This window comes from Synechococcus sp. PROS-9-1, assembly GCF_014279775.1.
Taxonomy (GTDB): domain Bacteria; phylum Cyanobacteriota; class Cyanobacteriia; order PCC-6307; family Cyanobiaceae; genus Synechococcus_C.
This window is the reverse complement of record NZ_CP047961.1, coordinates 553,283-571,901: the sequence shown is the minus strand read 5'-3', so window position 1 is coordinate 571,901 and position 18,619 is coordinate 553,283. Positions and strand designations below refer to the sequence as shown.

Genomic DNA, 18,619 nt, shown 5'->3' with positions numbered 1-18,619 from the left:
CAGTGGCCTAACAAATCTTTTTGATCCATGAACCTGATGCCATTGTGCAGCCTAGACCTTAATGCGATGCACTCTCGCTTGCACATGCCTGGTTTTCAACAGTAATCGGACATTCGGGTTCCTTTTCGCCATATTGACCAGGCTCGCGCATTGCCCAGTACTCATCAACGACACCAAGCAAGTAAGTCATTGCTTTTTCAACCGATTTGCGCAAGCCCATGGCGTTCACCTTAATGCTGTTACTTTGGCAAGAATTGACTGGTAATGCCATTAAGAGCACATAATCCTTTTCATGAGCAGCTAACCCCCCTAAACGAATCAGAACGAGTGCTGACACCAACAGCCGGCCAGGACATGTGGCAAACCGGTGGAATGAAGCTACAGATCGGGGCAACAAGCCCCGTTCTCAAACAGAAAAGCATGTATAAAAGATGATAAGAATCAAAGTCTCTAGCACCATGACCATGATTAAACTGAATATTAAATTGATTGGATAGAGATGTTCATGCGCAGGCCTATTTTAACAGCTGAACAATTTGATCGAGCAATATCTAACTCCTCATTAACGGAAGAAGAAGAAGCATTGATTGACTTTGTACGATATACAGGAGTGATCGATGAACTTGTATTGAGGAAAGGATTATCCCTTCCTTCTAAACCCCCTGCACTCTGCAGGCTTGCAGACGCATGTGAAAAGATAGGGGCTGTTATTCCTGATCACTTCGCTGCAGTAATGGAATGGTCTGCTGAACAAAATGAAGATTCTATCGCCTGGAAAGGAAACTTACTTTGCGATATCGCTTTCACTAGAGATGGCGTCGAGTTATCGCCATATGCTGGCATCACTCTTTACCACACCTATGTAGTGCATCAAGAACTATTTACAGGCTTGGGGTTTTAGGAATCACTATTAAAAACAACACTGTGCACTAAATCGTCTTCAACCGGCTATGGATCAAGAAGATCTGGTGAAGTTAAGCATTTCAAGGATTTATGGCTCAATCGCTTCAGCCCAGACGGGTGCAACCTGAGTCCAACCAATTTCAATCAGGCGATTCCATTTCTTCTCTCCATCCTTTCGGGACAGATATTTTCTACTTTTCAGCATTTCTGACTATCCATTTGCCATCGCCCCGTAACCACAACCATCAGTCAACCAACCCTCAACACCAACATTCATGAAGCAGCCAATGCAGATTGATAACGGAATAAATGAAATTAGATTTTTGCCTCTTTCCGTTCTCTTCGTCGTGACATGTGATACACAAAGAAAATATTTTGCATGTGCATAGTGTTGAATGAACACACATATACCTCATCCGTAAGACATGTCCAGCCAGGGGGAGATAGTCTTGGATAAATAAAATCTGCATAAATTATCGTGCAAGCTAGCAAGCTTACAAGTAGGCTAATTTGCAAAATTTTCAAAGGCAAAGACTTTGAATGCCAACTCAACATCTTCAAAGAGAGTGCACCAGAGTTGGCAACAGTGTGGATTCACAATGGCCGAATGTGGTGGATGATAGAAGGGGTATGGGGCAATACAAGCAACAAAAATATTGGCGAGAATTACGATAGCGATATTCAATTTAAAGCACAGATTTTGTTCGAAGACCGAAATAATTGCGAGCTCTTTAAAAAAGAATTGAAAAGCTTTTGCTAGGTGCAAAAACTTATTTATGTGGCAATCAAGATTTCTCCAGGCCAGTTCCACTACTCATCGTTCATACCATTCCGTTAATTTCAAACGACGAGATTGAAGAGCAGTTAGTTATTAATCAGTTTTATCAATTCAAATCCGCTATATGCCGCTCAATCGGATGCCAAGCAAAACAAGAAACTTAAAAACTTATTTGTGATTTACATTGATTCTCGTCAAAGCTCGACCGAATGAAGAGTTGAGTCCAAGCTAGTCAGCAATCAAATACAAAAACTTTCAAACTAGGGGCAAAAGAATGCATAATTGCCGCCACATTATCAAATTCAGCGAATCAGAGTTGCCTTAAAAAAGCCAAGACCTAAGCCCATACCCTTGGGCTTATCTTCCAAAAATGTGATCGCCAATTCAAAATCCATTAAGCCCTTCTCTTCGATGAAATCTCTTGGAAGCTGGCCGCGACGTTGATCAAGGTAACGCCCATGAATCTCTTCTTTGTTCTTACTTAAAAACCCAACAATCTCCTGAAGAACATGATCTCTCCATTCATCCTTATCGCTTTGCTGAACCTGGTTTTCCTTCATGACACATCACAACACTGCCTAAACGCTAAGACGACGTAAGCCGAATTGCACAACCGGGACTACGCATTTTTAAAAGCAAACTCGATTCACAGAGGCCTGCAGTTAAGTCAGCAAGATAAATGGGTGATCAAATCCTTCACAGTCACGATGGTTCAAACCAATACGTCAAACAGCCATAGCAAGCACCCTTCACAACAGACCGTTGAATAGCCTTTAGGTAGATCGCATCAACGCCTTGCAGCGTCCTGTCCCAGAACCGGCGACAGCCACCCGGGCCATTCACCATGGCGAAAGCTTCGCCAGCGAAACCGGCACGGTGATGCCACCCATCTACGCCACCTCCACCTTTGAGCATGGCAACCCAGGCGGATTCGATTACACCCGCTCTGGCAACCCCAATTTCCGCATCCTTGAAGGTGTACTGGCCTCAGTGGAGGCATGCACCCACGCCACGGTATTTGGATCTGGAGTGAGCGCGATTACCGCGATTGCCTCCACCCTGAGCCAGGGAGATCTGGTGCTCTGCGAGGAAAACCTTTACGGCTGCACCGTGCGCTTGTTCGAACAGGTGTTTGCCAAGTTCGGAGTGCGCACCGAATGGGTTGATTTCACCCATCCAGAGGCTGCAGCCCGTATCCATGAGCAGAAGCCAGCGATGGTCTGGCTAGAGAGTCCCACCAATCCACTGCTCAAAGTGATTGACCTCGATGCGGTCTGCAGCGCTGCCCGCTGCGCAGGCGTACCCGTTGTGGTCGACAACACCTTCGCCACCGCCTTGGTGCAACGCCCTCTAGACCTTGGCGCCACCCTCTCGCTCACCAGCACCACGAAATACATCAATGGGCATTCCGATGCCCTCGGTGGTGCGGTTTGCACCGATGACCCCAGCTGGCACCAGAAGATGGTGTTTGCCCAAAAAGCATTGGGGCTAATGCCCTCACCCTTCGACTGTTGGCTGATCACCCGGGGCATCAAAACGCTGCCCCTGCGCCTCAAACAACAGATGGCGAATGCCGCTGCAGTGGCGGATCATTTGGCATCCCATCCCTCCGTGTCGTGGGTGCGCTACCCCGGACGGGACGATCATCCGCAGAGGGCTGTGGCCTTGCGCCAAATGAACGGAGGCGGAGCGATCGTGACGATTGGATTAAATGCAAGCCGTGAAAAGGCCTATGCCGTATGCAAAGCCCTGCGTTGGTTCACGATGGCCGAAAGCCTTGGCGGAGTTGAGAGCTTGATCTGCCATCCAGCCACCATGACTCACGCCGCCGTTTCTGCGGAGATCAAAGAGGCCCTAGGAATCAGCGATGGATTGATCCGTCTCTCCCTTGGCTGTGAAGACATCACGGACCTCTTGATCGATCTCGATCACGCGCTTGCCCTGCTTCCGTGAGTCCCCGCGATCTTCTGCGCAATCCCTGCTGGCAAGGCGAGGACCTCGGCCATCCCTTGCCTGACAGCACCCATGCCGTGTCTGTGGCCCTACCGCGCTGGCGGGACGTGATCGCCTACGAAGAGAACGATCCGCAGTGCCGATCGCAATTGCGAGCGTTTTATCCACGCTTTGCTCTCCATCCGTTGGTTGCGGAGGTGGCTCAACAAGCATTAGCGATGCTCCCTACTGAGATGACCTCGGCTGAATCCAGTGCTTGGCCCTACCCCAACGCAGCTGCCGCTCAGCTCGCCCAACACCATTGCCAATCTCAGGCGCCAGGTGCTTCAACTCAAATCGTGGATCAGCTCGGACTCTCCGTCTTGATTGCCAACGCTGAAGCAAGCCCCCATGCCAAGGCTTTCTGGCAACACGCTGGTTTAGGGGCCTCGTCGCGACGTGCCGCGATCAGCTTGAACAAGGAAGCAGCACCAGCAGCTAGGACCGCTGAGCAGGCCAAGGCCCTTGTGATCGAGCGACTAGCCGGCATCTATGGCTGTAACACCCAGCAGTTGAGCCTTCATCCGTCCGGAATGGCTGCTCTGCACACGGCTCTGCGATGGATCACGGCGTTGCGCCCCGGACGCCCCACCCTGCAAATCGGCTTCCCTTACGTGGATGTGCTGAAGCTGCCTCAGGTGGTATTTGCAGGAAGCGAACTGCTGCTCGACAGCAGCAGCGCAGCCATGGAAGCCGCTCTTGATCGCCTCGATCCAGCAGCTGTGATTGTGGAACTACCCAGCAATCCACTTCTGCAATGCGTGGATCTCTCCACGCTCGCCCGCTTGGCTCATGCCCGAGGGATTCCAGTGATCGCAGACGACACGATCGGCTCTTGCGTGAACATCGATCCCTTCCCTTATGCAGACCTGATCTTCAGTTCACTCACCAAAAGTTTTGCCGGTCGTGGTGATGTGTTGTCTGGATCACTGGTGGTGAGTCCATGCTCCCAATGGGAGCAAACCTTCCGAGATCAGCGTTCAACAGCAGGGTTCATCGGCCTTGACGATGCCGATGCGATGGCCTTGGCACAAGGAAGCCGCGATGTCCAGGCACGCGTTCCTGAACTGAATCGCCATGCCCAAGCCCTCGCCGCGAAGCTCAGCAACCACCCGGCGGTGGCTCGCGTGTATTACCCCGATCAATGCGCCAATTTCCGCAGCCTCTTGCGCCCCGGCGCTGGACATGGATGCCTGCTTTCGTTTGAGCTCAAGGGCGGTAGCGATCAAGCCCAAGCGGTTTACGACCGGTTGTCGGTCTGCAAAGGGCCAAGCCTGGGCACACCATTCACGTTGGTGTGCCCCTATGTGCTTTTGGCTCACTACGACGAACTGGCCTGGGCCAAGGCTTGCGGCGTTCCCTCTCACCTCCTGCGCGTCTCGGTCGGACTCGAACAACCTGAGGAGATTTGGCAACGGTTTGAGCGCGCCCTCGCTCCGTCAAGCCACTAAAAACGCAGCGGATCCTGCGTTGGTCAAGGTCAAGCCTCTCGCTCACAGGGATTCTCACAGCGGCTGGTTGGAGCCAACATCCAGCTCTTCAGACTCTGCCTAAACAGCAGCCGGGGAGAAAGTGATCAAAGCGCACGTCAAAAGCGACAGATCACAAGTGTTGATTGGAAGCCAAAAAATGATCGGATCGGTTGAGCCAAAACCACATCAACAGACATCGAACTCTTAATAAGGCCTGAAGCTGGAATGAAGTGCCAGTGATGGCAATTAAATTTCTAGAAAATAATTCCAGCCTCATGTCCCGCGTCTACGCCGACAACAGCCAAGCCATCGGCAACACCCCTCTCGTTCGCCTCAACCACGTCACCAAGGGTTGCAAGGCAACCGTTTTGGCCAAAATCGAAGGCCGCAACCCCGCCTACAGCGTGAAGTGCAGGATCGGCGCCAACATGATTTGGGACGCTGAAAAGCGTGGCGTTCTCTCCGAAGGGAAAACCATCGTGGAGCCCACCTCAGGCAACACAGGCATTGCCCTGGCCTTCACTGCCGCGGCTCGTGGTTACAAGCTGATCCTCACGATGCCGGAATCGATGTCGATCGAACGGCGACGGGTGATGGCCGTGCTTGGCGCCGAACTGATTCTCACGGAAGCCGCCAAGGGCATGCCTGGCGCCATCGCTAAGGCCAAGGAAATTGCCGATAGCGATCCTGCCAAGTACTTCATGCCTGGGCAGTTTGATAATCCCGCCAACCCAGAGATCCACGAGAAGACCACAGGTCCTGAGATCTGGAATGACTGCGATGGAGCGATCGATGTCTTTGTTGCCGGCGTTGGCACCGGTGGCACCATCACCGGTGTCTCGCGTTACATCAAGCAGCAAAAGGGCAAGGCCATCACCTCGGTTGCCGTTGAGCCAAGCCACAGCCCTGTGATCACCCAAACCATGAATGGTGAGGCTCTCAAGCCAGGTCCACACAAAATTCAAGGCATCGGCGCTGGCTTCATTCCCAAGAATCTCGATCTCTCCGTGGTCGATCGCGTGGAGCAAGTCACCAATGAGGAGTCGATCGAAATGGCCCTGCGTCTGGCCCAGGAAGAAGGCCTTTTGGTAGGAATTTCTTGTGGCGCCGCGGCCGCAGCGGCCATTCGCCTCGCCCAACAAGATGAATTTGCTGGCAAAACAATCGTGGTGGTTCTGCCTGACCTCGCCGAGCGCTATCTGTCCTCAGTGATGTTCGCGGATGTGCCCACCGGCATCATCGAGCAACCCGTTCCTGCCTGATCAACACTGGTCTAATCAACACCCTCGCGAATGAGCGATCTACCGCCCCGTCTGAGCACGGGGCTTTTTGATGGGGCCCCTAAAGGGCTCCTTTAGGCCGTTCCTTCAGGGCGTGCATCGAAAAGCACGGCCTCAGGAGCAATCCACATGGCATCGCCATAGGAATAGAAGCGATACATCTTCTCAATCGCTATGGCGTAGATCTGGAGCAACTGGTCGCGACCGATCAGTGCACTCACAAGGAGCAAAAGAGAGCTCTTGGGGAGGTGAAAGTTCGTGAGTAAACCCTGCACCACCTGGAAGCGATAGCCCGGCTGAATCACTAGATCCACGGGCCCCTTCAAGGGCTGCAAGCTCCCTCCACCCGCAGCAGCTGCGGCCTCCAGTGCTCGCACGCTGGTTGTGCCCACTGCAATCACCCTTCCGCCTCGAGCTCTACAGGCCGACACCGCCTCCACCACCTCAGCGCGCACCTCCACCCATTCACTGTGCAAGGTGAGGTCGGTCAGATCCTCTGTTTCCACGGGCCGAAAGGTGCCCAAGCCAACGTGAAGGGTGACATGGGCCAAGGCAACACCCCGCTCTGCAATTGCTGCCAACAAGTCATCACTGAGATGCAGTCCCGCCGTCGGAGCAGCAACAGCGCCTGGACGCGAGGCGTAACGGGTTTGATAGCGCTCTTGATCCGAGCTGTCATGCCGTGTGATGTAAGGCGGAAGTGGCACTTCTCCGTAACGCTCCAACAGTCCTTCCAGGGCAAGCGCATCCGCGCATTCCGCAGGGAACTGCACGATCCTGCCTCCACTGGCCGCATCGCTCGCCAGCACGGCTAAGGGCAGCGGTTCTTGCTCCAAGGCCTCAAGCCAAAGCTGGTCACCAGGCTGCATGCGTTTAGCAGGCCTCGCTAAACACAGCCACCGCCCCTCGCCCCGGGGCTCGAGCACGAGCAATTCACCCAAACCTCCGCCACTGCGGCGCACCCGAAGACGCGCCTTCAGGACGCGGGTGTCATTCACCACCAAAAGATCGCCGGGTAGCAACTCCTGCTGCCAGTCCCAAACCTGTTGGTGCCTCAGCTCTGACAGGGAACGTTCTGCAGGCGGCACCATCAACAGACGAGCATCGTGCCGTGGCTCCACCGGCGCCTGCGCAATTCTTTCTTCCGGCAGAACGTAGTCATACGAACTGAGCTGAAGATCACGTGAGTCAGGCATGATCTGGCTCCTGCACACCATCAGCCCATGCTGCCAAGGCCGCGGCGCCCCCGTTTCCTGCAGGCGACATGAAGAAGCTCACAATCGAAAAGATGCGACTGTGACTGGCAGAGAGAGCGGCAAACACAGCTGCGACTTACAGAGCCAAACTCTCTGGACGCATGTCGATGAGTTCCGCCAGATCCTTCAGGAAGGCAGCACCGTCGGCGCCATAAATCACGCGGTGATCAGCGGTGAGGTTCACCTGCATCTGACGCTTCACAGCGATGGATCCGTCCTTGCCTGCCACCACGGTGGGACGAGACGCCGCAACCGCCAGAATCGCGCCGGTGCCTGGGGGCAAGATGGCATCAAACCGATCCACTCCAAACATTCCAAGGTTGGAGAGGGTGAAGGTGCCGGTGCTGTATTCCTCCGGCTGCAGTTGCTTGCTGCGAGAACGCTTCACCAGATCCCCCCACTGCCGCGACAACTCATACAGATCGGTGCGATCGGCATTGCGCAATACAGGCGTAATCAATCCGCCGTCTTCCATCGCCACAGCGACTGCCACATTCACCTCAGCGGGATAGCTCATGCCTGAGGCCGTGGTGGCGGCATTCACCTGGGGATGGCGGGCCAAGGTGACGGCCACGGCTTTGGCCAGAAGTGCAGTCATCGTGACGCCTTTGGGCTTCACCTGCTTATAAAACGCATCGAGCTTGTCCGTGGTGATCGTGTATCCAACGCGGAAGCAAGGCACCGCAAGGCTGGCTTCCATGTTGCGGTTCACTGCCGCCTGCAGGGTGTTGAAGGCCACGGTCTCGCCCGGGGCGCCAAAGCTGTTGCCCGCAGGAGCCGACGGTGAAGCGACGACACTGCCAACAACCACGGCAGCAGCTGAAGTGCCCTCACCCACCCGTGGTGGGGTGACCGGACGTCCGGCTGCCTTTTCAACATCTTCCGCCTGAATCCGGCCATTGGGGCCAGTGCCGCGCAGACCAGCAAGGTCTACGCCCATTTGGGAGGCCAGCTTGCGGGCGCGAGGACTCACGATCAAACGTCCGTTGCTCGCAGGTGCAGCCACGGGAGCGGAGATGGGTGCCGGAGCTGCTACAGGAGCAGGGGCAAGCGGCGCTGCTGGGGGGGCCGGAGCAGCAGGTGCTGCAGCGGCTGGGGCGGTGGGTGCTGCGGAAGGGGCCGCGGTGGGAGCTTTGGCCTTCGCGTCAGCAATCTCCGCTTCCGTCTCAACGATCAAGCCGATGGTTTCACCCACGGGTGCAGTGCTCCCCGCAGGCATCAACACGGCAGCCAGGTAGCCCTCCTGAAAGGACTCCACATCCATATCAGCTTTGTCTGACTCAACAACGAGAACGGATTCGCCTCGCTCCACCTTGTCTCCAGGCTGTTTGAGCCACTCCACGATTTTGCCCTCCGTCATGGTGGAGCTGAGGGCAGGCATAAAAATGTCGTGGGTCGCCAAAACCGTCTCCAGAAGAGCTAATCAGACAGATTTTACGGCCCGGGTTAGCCCTGATCGATCGACTCGATGACGCCATCGCGCACAACGACAGACACCTGCATCTTGCTGACCAAATTATCGCCAACTTTGATGTCGCAAAAACTATCGAGTTGACCCTGTTCAACGATCTGATCCATCTCTAGCTCACGTACTTGAGCCTGTTGCTGCAACAGGTTTCTCTTTTGTTCCTCCAGCTCAGAACGTTTGGCCGCCACCTGTTGCTGCACCTGACCCACCTGCTCTTGCACGCGGGGGTCAAGCGGATTCGCACTCTGACGACGGACCTGGTCAACGACCTGCTGACCCTCTTGCTCCAGCTGGGCAAGCTGCTGATCCGAGGTGGCGATGCCGTTGCTCAACTCGCGTTCAGCTTCCTCCTTCCAGGCGGGAGTCACCACCGCACGAATGGTGATCGAGCGCTTAATCGAGAGGGTGTTGCCGTCCGACATGAAATTAATGACGTGGTGCCAAGCGTCTCAGTCCAGTGGCTGCAGGTCAACCCAAATCAGGGGATGCAGGTATCAGCATCGATTCAGCATCCATAAAGCGCCTGAATCGACTCCCGATCACGCCCACTGATCCGATCACGACGCTGCTTCAAGGTCTGCGTGAGCAGGCCGTTTTCGATCGTGAACGGCGCCACCAACACCACACCCATCACCCGTTCATCCGAACGTGCGCCAACGCGCAAACTCAGCAGGCGATTCAGCTCCCCGCGCAGCAGACGCCGCAAGTCTTGATCGCCTGGAGTCCCACCGAGATCGGCCGGCAAGCTGAGGCCCTGCTCTGCGCCCCAGGCCAACATCGCCTCGAGGCGCGGCACAACCAAGGCCGCCAACTGGCGTTGATCTTGGCCAACGAGCATCACCTGTTCGATCAAGGGGCTGGACACCAGCTCCTCCTCCAAAGGTGCCGGCTCAATGTTTTCACCACTGCTCAGCACAATCGTGTCCTTGGCACGACCCGTCAGCACGACCGACCCATCGGGCAAGAGCATGCCCAGGTCACCGGTATCAAACCAGCCATCGGCTTCTAGCACTTTTGCGGTGGCTTCTGGACGACGCAGATACCCAGCCATCACCTGGGGACCACGCACCAAGACAACGCCACAATCACGAAAGCCGAGGGGCTGACGCGTCTCAGCATCCACGATCCGGAACTCCGTATCCGGCAAAGGCTGCCCTGAACTGCCACGGATGTTGCGCCATGGACGCCGGCAACTCACAACCGGGCTGGTTTCAGTGAGGCCATAGCCCACCAACAACTCGATCCCCACCGCCTCAAAAAAGGAATCCACATGAGGGGCGATCGCTCCTCCTCCATTGATGGGGAAGCGCAGCTGACCACCACTGAGCTGCAACCTCAGCTTTGGCCAGATCAGCTTGGAGGCCAGGGCATGGGCGGGCCAGCGCCCGGCGGATTTCAGACGCGCCATCAAGCGCTGACGGCGCCCCAAGGGCGTCAGCATCAGGTTGCGACGCTGACGCCGGGCCAAGCAATAGGCACTGCTGTTAGCGAGTGCCGCCCGCAACAGGCGCTGCCTGGATGCAGGAAATGTTTTCAGGACATCTTCAAACCCAGCTTGCACCGCCTCCCAGAGGCGCGGCACTGTCACCATCACCACAGGCTTCACCCTGGGTAAATCACGTTTGAGCTGTTTGATCGTGGTGTAGCTCTGCGAACAGGCGCAGGAGAAGAAGTAATACTCCGCACTGCGTTCATAGGCATGCCAGATCGGCAACACGCTGAGCACAGGAGCGCCAGGGTCTGGGCGAGCAACGCAACTCAAACTGCGCATCTGATGCAGCAGGTTGGCGTGGCTGAGCGGAACGCCCTTGGGCTGACCGGTGGTTCCTGAGGTGTAAAGGATGGTGGCTGTGGTGCTGGCAGCGCTGGTGGCGTCTCGACCAGCGTCTGGATCCGGAGCCTGATGCTTTGCGCCAGCTGCCAAAAGATCAGCCCACGAGATCACGTCTTGATCCACAGCATCACCTTCGAGCTGCAGCACAAAGCGCAGTTGGCTGCGCAACTGAACAGGCAACTGAAGCCGTTGCCAAAGATCCGCGTTTTGCACCACCAGGGCTACAGCCTTGGCGTCCTCAAGGATGTATCGCAACTCCTCTACGGGGGCTGAAGCGCCACGCACCGCATCAGCCGCACCGGCGCGCATCAAGCCTTGATCTGCCATCAGCCAGCGGGGACTGTTTTCTGCAAACAGTCCCACCACATCGCCCTCGCAAACCCCCAAGGAACGAAACCCTGCAGCCGCAGTCGTGATTCGTTGCGACAACTCCTGATAGTTGAAATGCTCCGGATGGGCGGCATGGGGTGCATCCACAGCCATGAGCGCACCATGACGTTGCTCAAGCCAGGGCCAGAGTTGATCGACTCTCCCCAGGCCTTGCACATGCTGCTGACGGGCGAGTGATTTCAACTCCCAAGGCGTTGGTCGCCAGCTGGCCTGTGCAAACGAACCCACAACGTTGTTTCAGCTTGCGCCTAGGAGTACCACCCAGAATCAAGACCAGCAAGCTCGCACCAGCTGAGTGAGAGGCGCTGGGCCAGTGCATCCCGCAGGAGTGGCTGCACATCCTCAGGCGTGATGCCAGGAATCCAGCGCTGCAAACGATCCACCGGACGATCAGAAAGTCCACAGGGCACCACCTGCGTAAACCCTTCCATGGCGCACGACACATTGAGAGCAAGGCCGTGCTGAGTGATCCAACGACGACATCCCACCCCGATGGCCGCCACTTTTCGCCCTTCCAGCCAAACCCCCGTGAGCCCTGAGATGCGTTGCCCTGTCAAGTCCAATGCCGCCAACACATCGATCACCACCTGTTCGAGCTGGCGCATGTACCAATGAAGGTCTGGTTCACGCCGGCGAAGGTCCAACACCGGATAGGCCACCAACTGCCCAGGGGCGTGGTGCGTGACCTCACCGCCCCGGTCGATGCGATGCAGGGGAGCTGGCGCATTCTCGGGATCAAAGCGCAAGTGATCTTCCGTCGCTCCGCGACCAAGAGTGAAGCAAGACGGATGTTGAAGAATCCAAACCGCTTCCCTGCCTGAGCCTTCCGCAGCGAGTAATTGCTGCTGCCATCCACGTTGCCAATCCCAGGCCTGAGAGAACGGCACGGGCGCAACCGGCTCAAAAAGAAATGCCGCAGACCGCTGTCCTGCGCCTGAGGCAGTTAGTAGGTTGCCGGTAGAACCAGGCAAAGGGGACCGCCATGAAGCTTCTGATCCATGGTCGCAATTTGGATGTGACGCCCGCACTGCGGGAATACACCGAAACAAAACTGGAACGGGCTATCCATCACTTCGACGACCTCGTCCTGGAAGCGGATGTACACCTCTCAGTGGCTCGGAACCCCAGGGTTCCGCAACAAACCGCGGAGGTCACTGTGTTCGCCAATGGCACGGTGATTCGCGCCCAGGAGAGAAGCGAAAACCTTTACGCAAGCATCGATCTGGTCGCAAGCAAGTTGGCGCGCCAGCTGCGACGCTTCAAGGAACGCCACAGCGACCATGGCCATCGGATCACCCCAACGGCAGCAAATGACGTCCTCCTCACGGAACGTGCCACAGAAGACTCACTGATCGCAGGGAAGGAAGCGCAGCTCCCCAGCCCAGGGGTTCGGCGCAAATATTTCTCAATGCCAGCGATGAGCCTTGAAGACGCACGCCATCAACTCGAACTGATCGACCACGACTTCTACCTGTTTCGAGACAAAGAAAGCGGTGAACTCCAGGTGATTTATCACCGCAATCACGGTGGATTTGGCGTGATCCAAGCGCGGAACTAAGGCCAGTGCTTGCCCCACAACGATGACCGCGTCGCCGCGTCAGCGGGAGCTTCCGGAGCTCCCGCCCATGATTCATCAAGCCGTTTTAGATCCACTCTTGGAAGAGGAGGCTCTGCACAACCTCTGCGATGCGGCGCGACTGCTCGGCTTCGGAGGGCTCTGCACCAGCCTCTGCCACCTAGAAGCGGTACGAAACCGCATCGGACCCAGCGGACGCCTTCGCTTGTTTGCTGTTGTGGACTTTCCCTTCGGGACGATTCCAGCGGAGCTCAAACGGGCGCAAGCGGAATGGGCCGCAGCCCGAGGAGCTGATGCCCTCGATGTGGTGCCCAATCTCGCTGCCATCACGGCGGGGCGGGCGGAAGCCTATGCCGAAGAACTCGCGCAGATCTGCGATCTCGGCCTCCCTGTGACAGTGATTTTAGATGTGAACCGCTTGCAGCCAGAGCGCCTGAGCTTGGCCGTTGAAGCCGCGATCGATGCCGGTGCTGCGTTCTTGCAAGCGGGCAACGGGTTTGGAGCGGCCACCACTCCGGTGCAAGTGCGCAAGCTCAAAGAGCTTGCGCGGGGAAACTGCGCGATCAAGGCGGCCGGGGGCATACAACGCTTGGAAACGGCGCTGGACCTTGTGGAAGAGGGCGCCACGGCCCTGGGAACCAGCCATGGCCCAGCTTTGATTCAGGCCCTCCGGCATCCGCAATGAGCCCGGAACGGCGGATCGAAGGGTTGGCTTTAAAGGTGGGACCCCTCGGGGAGCACGACAGGCTGCTCACCCTGCTCAGTGATGACGTAGGCCTGATTCGCCTGGCCGTACCAGGGGCTCGTAAACCACGCAGCAGCCTTGCGGCGGCGGTTCCTCTCACCACCCTGGAGCTGCAGGTGGGAGGACGCAGCGGCCTGCTTCGGGTACGCCAACTTCGGGTCCAACACAATTTCGGCAACGTGGGCCAGCGATTGGAAACGCTGGCAGCTGCCCAGGCCCTATCTGAGCTCTCGATCTCATTGGTCGCAGGCGATGATCCCGTCCCCGGGATGCTCAGTGCGGTCTTGATGCATCTCGAGCGGCTCGAGCTGCTGGCGCGAAGGCAGCGTGAATCTGAGAGGGAAAGTTCTGAAGGAGAGCGTGTTGATCGCACCTTGGCAACGCTTGTTCAGGCCTGTGTTCATCTGCTCGCTCTCGGCGGCTATGGCCTCCCTCTCCAAACCTGTTGCCGCAGTGGAGCCGCCCTGTCTCCACCGATCGGGAATTGGGACTGGCGCTGCAGCCTGCTGGCCGACGAAGGTCTGGCCATCGGTGCTCAAGCTGGAGCGGCCATTCAGATCAACCCCTCCGAACTCGCCCTGCTTCAGCGATTAACACGGCTTGAACTGCCGGAACGCCAAGACGGTGGATTGATGGGACCCAGACCGGTTTGGCTCCGCCTTTTTACCCTTGTGGAGTGCTGGTGCCGGGTGCATCTGCCAAGGCCCGTCCGCTCGTTTGCCATGGTGAGAGAGGCTGTCGCTAGCGCCTAACCATCCAGCAAGACGAGAGGTTTTCACGCTACGGCCTGTGGTGGGCGATCATGATTCGGCGAATGAACACATTTTGAGCGGTCCTCCCCTAAACAGCCCGGACCCGGCCCTGCCCACCAGCGCCAATCCAGAGGGTCGCCGCGGCCTTCAAGCCGTGATCCATCTCGATGGCTTCCGACGCCTCTGGGTCGGCCAGATCTTCTCCCAACTCGCGGACAAGTTCTACATCGTCTTGATGGTGTATTTGATCGCCCAATACTGGGTGACCAATACACCGGATAGCAATGGCGCGCTTGCTGAAATCGCCTCTGCGATTCGCATGGATTTCGAGACGCGAGCCCAACGCATCACCTTGCTCGCTACCGGCATCTACGTCGCCAACACCATCCCAGCGATGGTGCTCGGATCCGTTGCGGGTGTGTGGGTCGACCGCTGGCCCAAACGCAGGGTGATGGTGGCCTCCAATGGCCTGCGGGCACTATTAGTGCTGTGCACCCCTCTGTTCCTGATCCCTGGACCCCACTGGTTTGGACTGAGCTGGGGATATTGGGCTCTGCTGGTCATGACCTTCCTCGAGTCGGTTCTGACCCAGTTTTTCGCCCCCGCCGAACAGGCGACGATCCCACTGCTGGTGCCAAGAGAACATCTTCTGGCCGCCAACTCCCTCTATCAAGCCACGAGCATGGGGGCCACAATCGTTGGCTTTGCCTTGGGCGATCCAATCCTGCGAGGACTCAACCACCTGCTTCAAATGGTGGGCATCAACGGTGGCGAATTTCTGCTTTTGCCGTTCTGTTACGGCATGGCGGCCATCAGTCTGAGCACCATCCAGATGCGCGAGCCACCGAGAAAAGACAGCAGCGATTCGGTCTGGAAAGAAATCGTGGCGGGGATACAGGTGCTTCGAGAGCAGGTATCCGTCCGCGGAGCCATGGTGCATCTCGTGGTGCTTTACAGCCTCCTAGCCGCGCTTTATGTCCTGGCGATCAGCCTGGCATCTGCCATCCAAGGGCTGGGGCCAACAGGCTTCGGCACCCTGCTAGCAATGAGCGGACTAGGAATGGCCATTGGCGCGGTGCTGGTGGCCCAAATGGGCCATCGCTTTAGCCGTCGGCGACTCGCCGCAGCCGGACTGGGCACGATCACCTGGTGTCTGATCATGCTCGGGCAACTGCGAGGAAATCTCAGCATCACCTTGCTGTTGTGCGGCATCCTCGGCATTGGTGCCGCTCTCGTAGCGATTCCTGCCCAGACCACGATTCAGGAGGACACTCCAGAATCCCAGCGAGGTCGGGTCTTCGGGCTTCAGAACAACCTGATCAACATTGCTCTCAGCCTGCCCCTGGTTCTTGCCGGCGCCCTGGTAAGCAGCATTGGCTTGATCCCGGTGCTCTGGGTGCTTGCGGCACTTTCTTTAGCTGCCGCTTTGTGGGAGCGTCCTTGGGAGCGCTGCTAACTTCAGACTCGGCTTCGGGACGGTGCCAGTGGCCCACATTGCCTGGCTCGGCAAAAAAACTCCGTTTTGCGGCAATGTCACCTACGGGCTGAGCACCACAGAAGCCCTAAAGAAACGCGGCCATCAAACCAGCTTCATTCATTTCGATAATCCTGGCGCGCCCGGTAGCAGCAACACGTCGTTGCTTGCACACGATCCAGATGTGAGCCTGCCCTATTTAGTGAAGTCTCAGGTGTACACGATTCCCTCCCCTAGGGCGCAGAGGGAGTTGCGTGAGTCCTTGAAGAGGCTTCAGCCCGATGTCGTGCACGCCAGCCTCACCCTTTCCCCCCTTGACTTCAGGCTTCCAGAGCTTTGCCAGCCGTTAGGCATTCCGCTGGTCGCGACCTTTCATCCACCGTTTGACGCAGGCTTGCGCAACCTCACAGCGGGCACGCAACAGCTCAGCTACCAGCTCTACGCGCCTGCTCTCTCCCGATACGACCGTGTCATTGTCTTTTCCGATCTTCAGGCGGACGTTCTGAACCGTTTAGGGGTCCACGAAACTCGCCTTGCTGTCATTCCCAATGGCGTGGATCCCGAGCGCTGGTCTCCGGCCCCAAGCCATCCCGCCTCGATCAGCGAGGAGCTCCATAACGTGCGCTCACGCCTTGGTGATCAGCGCATTTTTCTGTACATGGGGCGGATCGCAACCGAGAAGAATGTGGAAGCGTTATTGCGGGCCTGGCGACTGGTCAAGCCAGCGGGGTGCCGACTCGTGATCGTGGGTGACGGCCCCCTGCGCAGCACGCTGCAAAACGTGTACGGCAATGGGATCGGGGATCTGTTGTGGTGGGGCTATGAAGCAAATCTCAACACGCGCATCGCCCTGCTCCAGTGCGCTGAGGTGTTTGTGCTGCCATCGCTGGTGGAGGGGCTCTCCATTGCCCTTCTCGAGGCCATGGCCTGCCAATGCGCCTGCGTGGCCACGGATGCTGGAGCTGATGGAGAAGTGCTCGCAGGTGGGGCAGGCATCGTTCTCAGCACGCAAGGGGTCACCACCCAACTCCGCACCCTGCTGCCCGTTCTCCGTGATCAACCTCTGCTCACCCAGGAGCTAGGCCGGCGAGCGCGGGAGCGGGTCATGGAGCGCTACCGGATGGTGTCCAACATCGATGCTCTGGAAGAGCTTTACGGCACCCTGATCGCCAAGAAGGCCTTAGCCGCTTAAGGAGGGCTAGTTCGCCATGCCCCGGCCATGTTGCGTGGCGGCAACAATCGCTTCAATCAAGGCCGAACGCAACCCCGCTTTTTCGAGCTGACGCAACGCCGCCATGGTGGTGCCACCAGGGGAGGCCACCATATCTTTGAGTTCGCCAGGATGCAGCTCTTGTTCCTGAAGCAAAGCCGCGGTTCCAGCGAGGGTTCGATGGGCCAAATGATGGGCTTGGGCCCGAGGCATTCCCACGGCAACGGCACCATCGGCCATCGCCTCTGCGATTAAAGCCACATAGGCAGGACCAGAGGAGGTGAGCGCAAGGAAAGCATCCAGCCGTTCTTCGGGGAGCTCCAAAACCTCACTAACAGGCTCAAAAAAGGAGCGCACTTGCTGCTTTTGTTGATCAGAGATGCCCTCCCCCCAAGCCAAGCCCGTGAGTCCCTGACCCACCAGGCAAGGGGTATTGGGCACGGCACGCACACAGATCCGGCCAGGAAATAACGTTTGAAGCCGCGTCAAGGGAACCCCAGCCAGCACGGAGAGCAAAAGGCTTGAACCAGGCGCAGGCGTCGCTGTTGCAGGTGGCGCAGAGGCCGCAACCGCATCGAGCATCTGGGGCTTGACGGCCAAGAGTTGAACCGATGCCCCCCAAGCGTCCTGTGCCGCAGGATCACTGGCAGCAACGACCTTGACTTCGGAGGGCACTCGCGCGGACACCGTTGCAACGGAGTCCGCGCGGCCAACAACGGCGATCGTCTTATCGGCAGGAATGAGGCCCTGCTCAATCAGAGGAATCACAAGGGCCTGAGCCATCCGGCCCAGACCAATCACACCAAAGGCAAACGGCACTGTTGGCTCAAAGTGCGGTAGCGCTTGTGGCACTCCAGGCGGGAGTTGGAGCGATGCTGGCCTCAGAAGAGGCTTGCTCGACGTCCTTAGAAACGTGGGTCGGAACGGAGGTTTCGTCCTGGGTGGCGTTGGTCACGGTCACGCAGCTGGGCGCGAACAGAAAAATACTTTCGCCAACACGCTCTTGATGACCATCAATGGCAAAGGTTCCGCCAGCTACGAAGTCCACAGCGCGTTGCGCTTGATCAGGCTCCATCATCGTGAGATTGAGGATCACCGTTTTGCGCTCACGCAGGGCTTGGATCGCTCCAGGCATTTCATCAAAACTGCGAGGCTCCATCAAAGAGACCTCGGCGGTTCCGGTGCTTATACCAGGCATCCCGATCACATTTGATCCAGTGAAAGAATGCTCACTTTCAAAGGGATTGCTCGAATCAAGAGTTGCCAAAGCACTCGACATGGAGTGAGACGAACCTTCTTCGACTTCGTCCTGTTCGCCAGTGTCGTAATCGAGGTCGTCATAATCACCATCAAGGTAATCATCACCCGCAACGACAGCACGAAGACGAGAAATCAGCGACACCGGAAACTAAATCAAACCTGGACCCTGAATAGCGCTCTACAGAGTTGTGAGCAAGAGTGACTGGGCGATTTGATCATCTTCACAACA

Annotated in this window: 20 protein-coding genes; 10 read left to right on the top strand and 10 right to left on the bottom strand. The window is 57.2% G+C overall.

Going from position 1 to position 18,619, the window contains the following annotated elements; all coding sequences use genetic code 11:
- Positions 1–58: 58 nt before the first annotated feature.
- The gene (locus SynPROS91_RS02955; protein ID WP_255439977.1) at positions 59–337 is read right to left on the bottom strand and encodes a hypothetical protein; all 279 of its coding nucleotides are present in this window, start codon (positions 335–337) and stop codon (positions 59–61) included.
- A gap of 168 nt (positions 338–505) precedes the next feature.
- On the opposite strand from SynPROS91_RS02955, the gene SynPROS91_RS02950 reads away from it, so the two are divergent.
- Positions 506–901 (top strand): hypothetical protein, encoded by a 396-nt coding sequence (locus tag SynPROS91_RS02950; RefSeq protein ID WP_255439888.1) that lies wholly within the window; start codon positions 506–508, stop codon positions 899–901.
- Between the two features lie 90 nt (positions 902–991).
- Here the strand turns inward: SynPROS91_RS02950 and SynPROS91_RS12350 are convergent, their stop codons facing one another.
- On the bottom strand, positions 992–1,108 hold the full coding sequence (locus tag SynPROS91_RS12350; RefSeq protein WP_186518321.1) for a DUF1651 domain-containing protein: 117 nt from the start codon (positions 1,106–1,108) through the stop codon (positions 992–994).
- 273 nt (positions 1,109–1,381) lie between these two features.
- Here SynPROS91_RS12350 and SynPROS91_RS02940 point away from each other — a divergent pair, with 273 nt between their 5' ends.
- Entirely contained in the window at positions 1,382–1,663 is a 282-nt protein-coding gene (locus SynPROS91_RS02940) for a hypothetical protein (protein ID WP_186518319.1), read from the top strand.
- 320 nt (positions 1,664–1,983) lie between these two features.
- Here the strand turns inward: SynPROS91_RS02940 and SynPROS91_RS02935 are convergent, their stop codons facing one another.
- On the bottom strand, positions 1,984–2,241 hold the full coding sequence (locus tag SynPROS91_RS02935) for a hypothetical protein (RefSeq protein ID WP_186518317.1): 258 nt from the start codon (positions 2,239–2,241) through the stop codon (positions 1,984–1,986).
- Positions 2,242–2,476: 235 nt separating this feature from the next.
- Here SynPROS91_RS02935 and SynPROS91_RS02930 point away from each other — a divergent pair, with 235 nt between their 5' ends.
- The 3 genes from SynPROS91_RS02930 to cysK all read left to right on the top strand — a co-directional run bounded on the left by SynPROS91_RS02930 (position 2,477) and on the right by cysK (position 6,407).
- Positions 2,477–3,634 (top strand): PLP-dependent aspartate aminotransferase family protein, encoded by a 1,158-nt coding sequence (locus tag SynPROS91_RS02930; RefSeq protein WP_186518315.1) that lies wholly within the window; start codon positions 2,477–2,479, stop codon positions 3,632–3,634.
- The gene (locus SynPROS91_RS02925; protein ID WP_186518313.1) at positions 3,631–5,124 is read left to right on the top strand and encodes a PLP-dependent transferase; all 1,494 of its coding nucleotides are present in this window, start codon (positions 3,631–3,633) and stop codon (positions 5,122–5,124) included. The genes SynPROS91_RS02930 and SynPROS91_RS02925 overlap by 4 nt, the downstream gene beginning before the upstream one ends.
- A gap of 296 nt (positions 5,125–5,420) precedes the next feature.
- Entirely contained in the window at positions 5,421–6,407 is a 987-nt protein-coding gene (cysK, locus tag SynPROS91_RS02920) for a cysteine synthase A (RefSeq protein ID WP_186518311.1), read from the top strand.
- Between the two features lie 92 nt (positions 6,408–6,499).
- Here cysK and queA read toward each other — a convergent pair whose 3' ends face one another.
- From queA to lipB, 5 genes are all read right to left on the bottom strand, one after another.
- The gene (gene queA / locus SynPROS91_RS02915) at positions 6,500–7,621 is read right to left on the bottom strand and encodes a tRNA preQ1(34) S-adenosylmethionine ribosyltransferase-isomerase QueA (protein ID WP_370586781.1); all 1,122 of its coding nucleotides are present in this window, start codon (positions 7,619–7,621) and stop codon (positions 6,500–6,502) included.
- A 136-nt stretch (positions 7,622–7,757) separates the two neighbouring features.
- Positions 7,758–9,083 (bottom strand): dihydrolipoamide acetyltransferase family protein, encoded by a 1,326-nt coding sequence (locus SynPROS91_RS02910; protein ID WP_186518310.1) that lies wholly within the window; start codon positions 9,081–9,083, stop codon positions 7,758–7,760.
- A 44-nt stretch (positions 9,084–9,127) separates the two neighbouring features.
- A complete protein-coding gene (locus SynPROS91_RS02905; RefSeq protein WP_186518308.1) occupies positions 9,128–9,571 on the bottom strand; it encodes a YlqD family protein in 444 nt (147 codons plus the stop codon).
- Positions 9,572–9,654: 83 nt separating this feature from the next.
- Entirely contained in the window at positions 9,655–11,601 is a 1,947-nt protein-coding gene (locus SynPROS91_RS02900; protein ID WP_186518306.1) for an AMP-binding protein, read from the bottom strand.
- Between the two features lie 20 nt (positions 11,602–11,621).
- A complete protein-coding gene (lipB, locus tag SynPROS91_RS02895; protein WP_186518304.1) occupies positions 11,622–12,344 on the bottom strand; it encodes a lipoyl(octanoyl) transferase LipB in 723 nt (240 codons plus the stop codon).
- An 11-nt stretch (positions 12,345–12,355) separates the two neighbouring features.
- Between lipB and hpf the strand changes: the two genes are divergently transcribed.
- The 5 genes from hpf (at position 12,356) to SynPROS91_RS02870 (ending at position 17,112) form a co-directional block, all read left to right on the top strand.
- Entirely contained in the window at positions 12,356–12,931 is a 576-nt protein-coding gene (hpf, locus tag SynPROS91_RS02890) for a ribosome hibernation-promoting factor, HPF/YfiA family (protein ID WP_186518302.1), read from the top strand.
- Between the two features lie 22 nt (positions 12,932–12,953).
- Positions 12,954–13,634 carry a 2-deoxyribose-5-phosphate aldolase gene (locus SynPROS91_RS02885; protein ID WP_186518300.1) on the top strand — a complete coding sequence of 227 codons (681 nt, stop codon included), beginning with the start codon at positions 12,954–12,956 and terminating at the stop codon, positions 13,632–13,634.
- Complete coding sequence (locus tag SynPROS91_RS02880; protein ID WP_186518298.1) at positions 13,631–14,446, top strand: DNA repair protein RecO; 816 nt, start codon at positions 13,631–13,633, stop codon at positions 14,444–14,446. The genes SynPROS91_RS02885 and SynPROS91_RS02880 overlap by 4 nt, the downstream gene beginning before the upstream one ends.
- A gap of 73 nt (positions 14,447–14,519) precedes the next feature.
- A complete protein-coding gene (locus tag SynPROS91_RS02875) occupies positions 14,520–15,902 on the top strand; it encodes an MFS transporter (RefSeq protein WP_186518296.1) in 1,383 nt (460 codons plus the stop codon).
- Between the two features lie 28 nt (positions 15,903–15,930).
- The gene (locus SynPROS91_RS02870) at positions 15,931–17,112 is read left to right on the top strand and encodes a glycosyltransferase family 4 protein (protein WP_186519352.1); all 1,182 of its coding nucleotides are present in this window, start codon (positions 15,931–15,933) and stop codon (positions 17,110–17,112) included.
- 6 nt (positions 17,113–17,118) lie between these two features.
- Here the strand turns inward: SynPROS91_RS02870 and proC are convergent, their stop codons facing one another.
- Both proC and SynPROS91_RS02860 read right to left on the bottom strand, forming a co-directional pair.
- Positions 17,119–17,949: a pyrroline-5-carboxylate reductase gene (proC, locus tag SynPROS91_RS02865; protein ID WP_186518294.1), complete on the bottom strand. Its 831-nt coding sequence runs from the start codon at positions 17,947–17,949 to the stop codon at positions 17,119–17,121.
- A 7-nt stretch (positions 17,950–17,956) separates the two neighbouring features.
- Positions 17,957–18,532: a cell division protein SepF gene (locus SynPROS91_RS02860; protein WP_186518293.1), complete on the bottom strand. Its 576-nt coding sequence runs from the start codon at positions 18,530–18,532 to the stop codon at positions 17,957–17,959.
- Positions 18,533–18,619 lie beyond the last annotated feature (87 nt).

What these genes read in the sequence shown, in the direction of transcription:
- SynPROS91_RS02950 (WP_255439888.1), top strand. Translation starts at nt 506, where the DNA reads ATGCGCAGGCCTATTTTAACAGCTGAACAATTTGATCGAGCAATATCT.
- SynPROS91_RS12350 (WP_186518321.1), bottom strand. Translation starts at nt 1,108, where the DNA reads ATGCTGAAAAGTAGAAAATATCTGTCCCGAAAGGATGGAGAGAAGAAA.
- SynPROS91_RS02935 (WP_186518317.1), bottom strand. Translation starts at nt 2,241, where the DNA reads ATGAAGGAAAACCAGGTTCAGCAAAGCGATAAGGATGAATGGAGAGAT.
- cysK (WP_186518311.1), top strand. Translation starts at nt 5,421, where the DNA reads ATGTCCCGCGTCTACGCCGACAACAGCCAAGCCATCGGCAACACCCCT.
- queA (WP_370586781.1), bottom strand. Translation starts at nt 7,621, where the DNA reads ATGCCTGACTCACGTGATCTTCAGCTCAGTTCGTATGACTACGTTCTG.
- SynPROS91_RS02905 (WP_186518308.1), bottom strand. Translation starts at nt 9,571, where the DNA reads ATGTCGGACGGCAACACCCTCTCGATTAAGCGCTCGATCACCATTCGT.
- hpf (WP_186518302.1), top strand. Translation starts at nt 12,356, where the DNA reads ATGAAGCTTCTGATCCATGGTCGCAATTTGGATGTGACGCCCGCACTG.
- SynPROS91_RS02885 (WP_186518300.1), top strand. Translation starts at nt 12,954, where the DNA reads ATGACCGCGTCGCCGCGTCAGCGGGAGCTTCCGGAGCTCCCGCCCATG.
- SynPROS91_RS02880 (WP_186518298.1), top strand. Translation starts at nt 13,631, where the DNA reads ATGAGCCCGGAACGGCGGATCGAAGGGTTGGCTTTAAAGGTGGGACCC.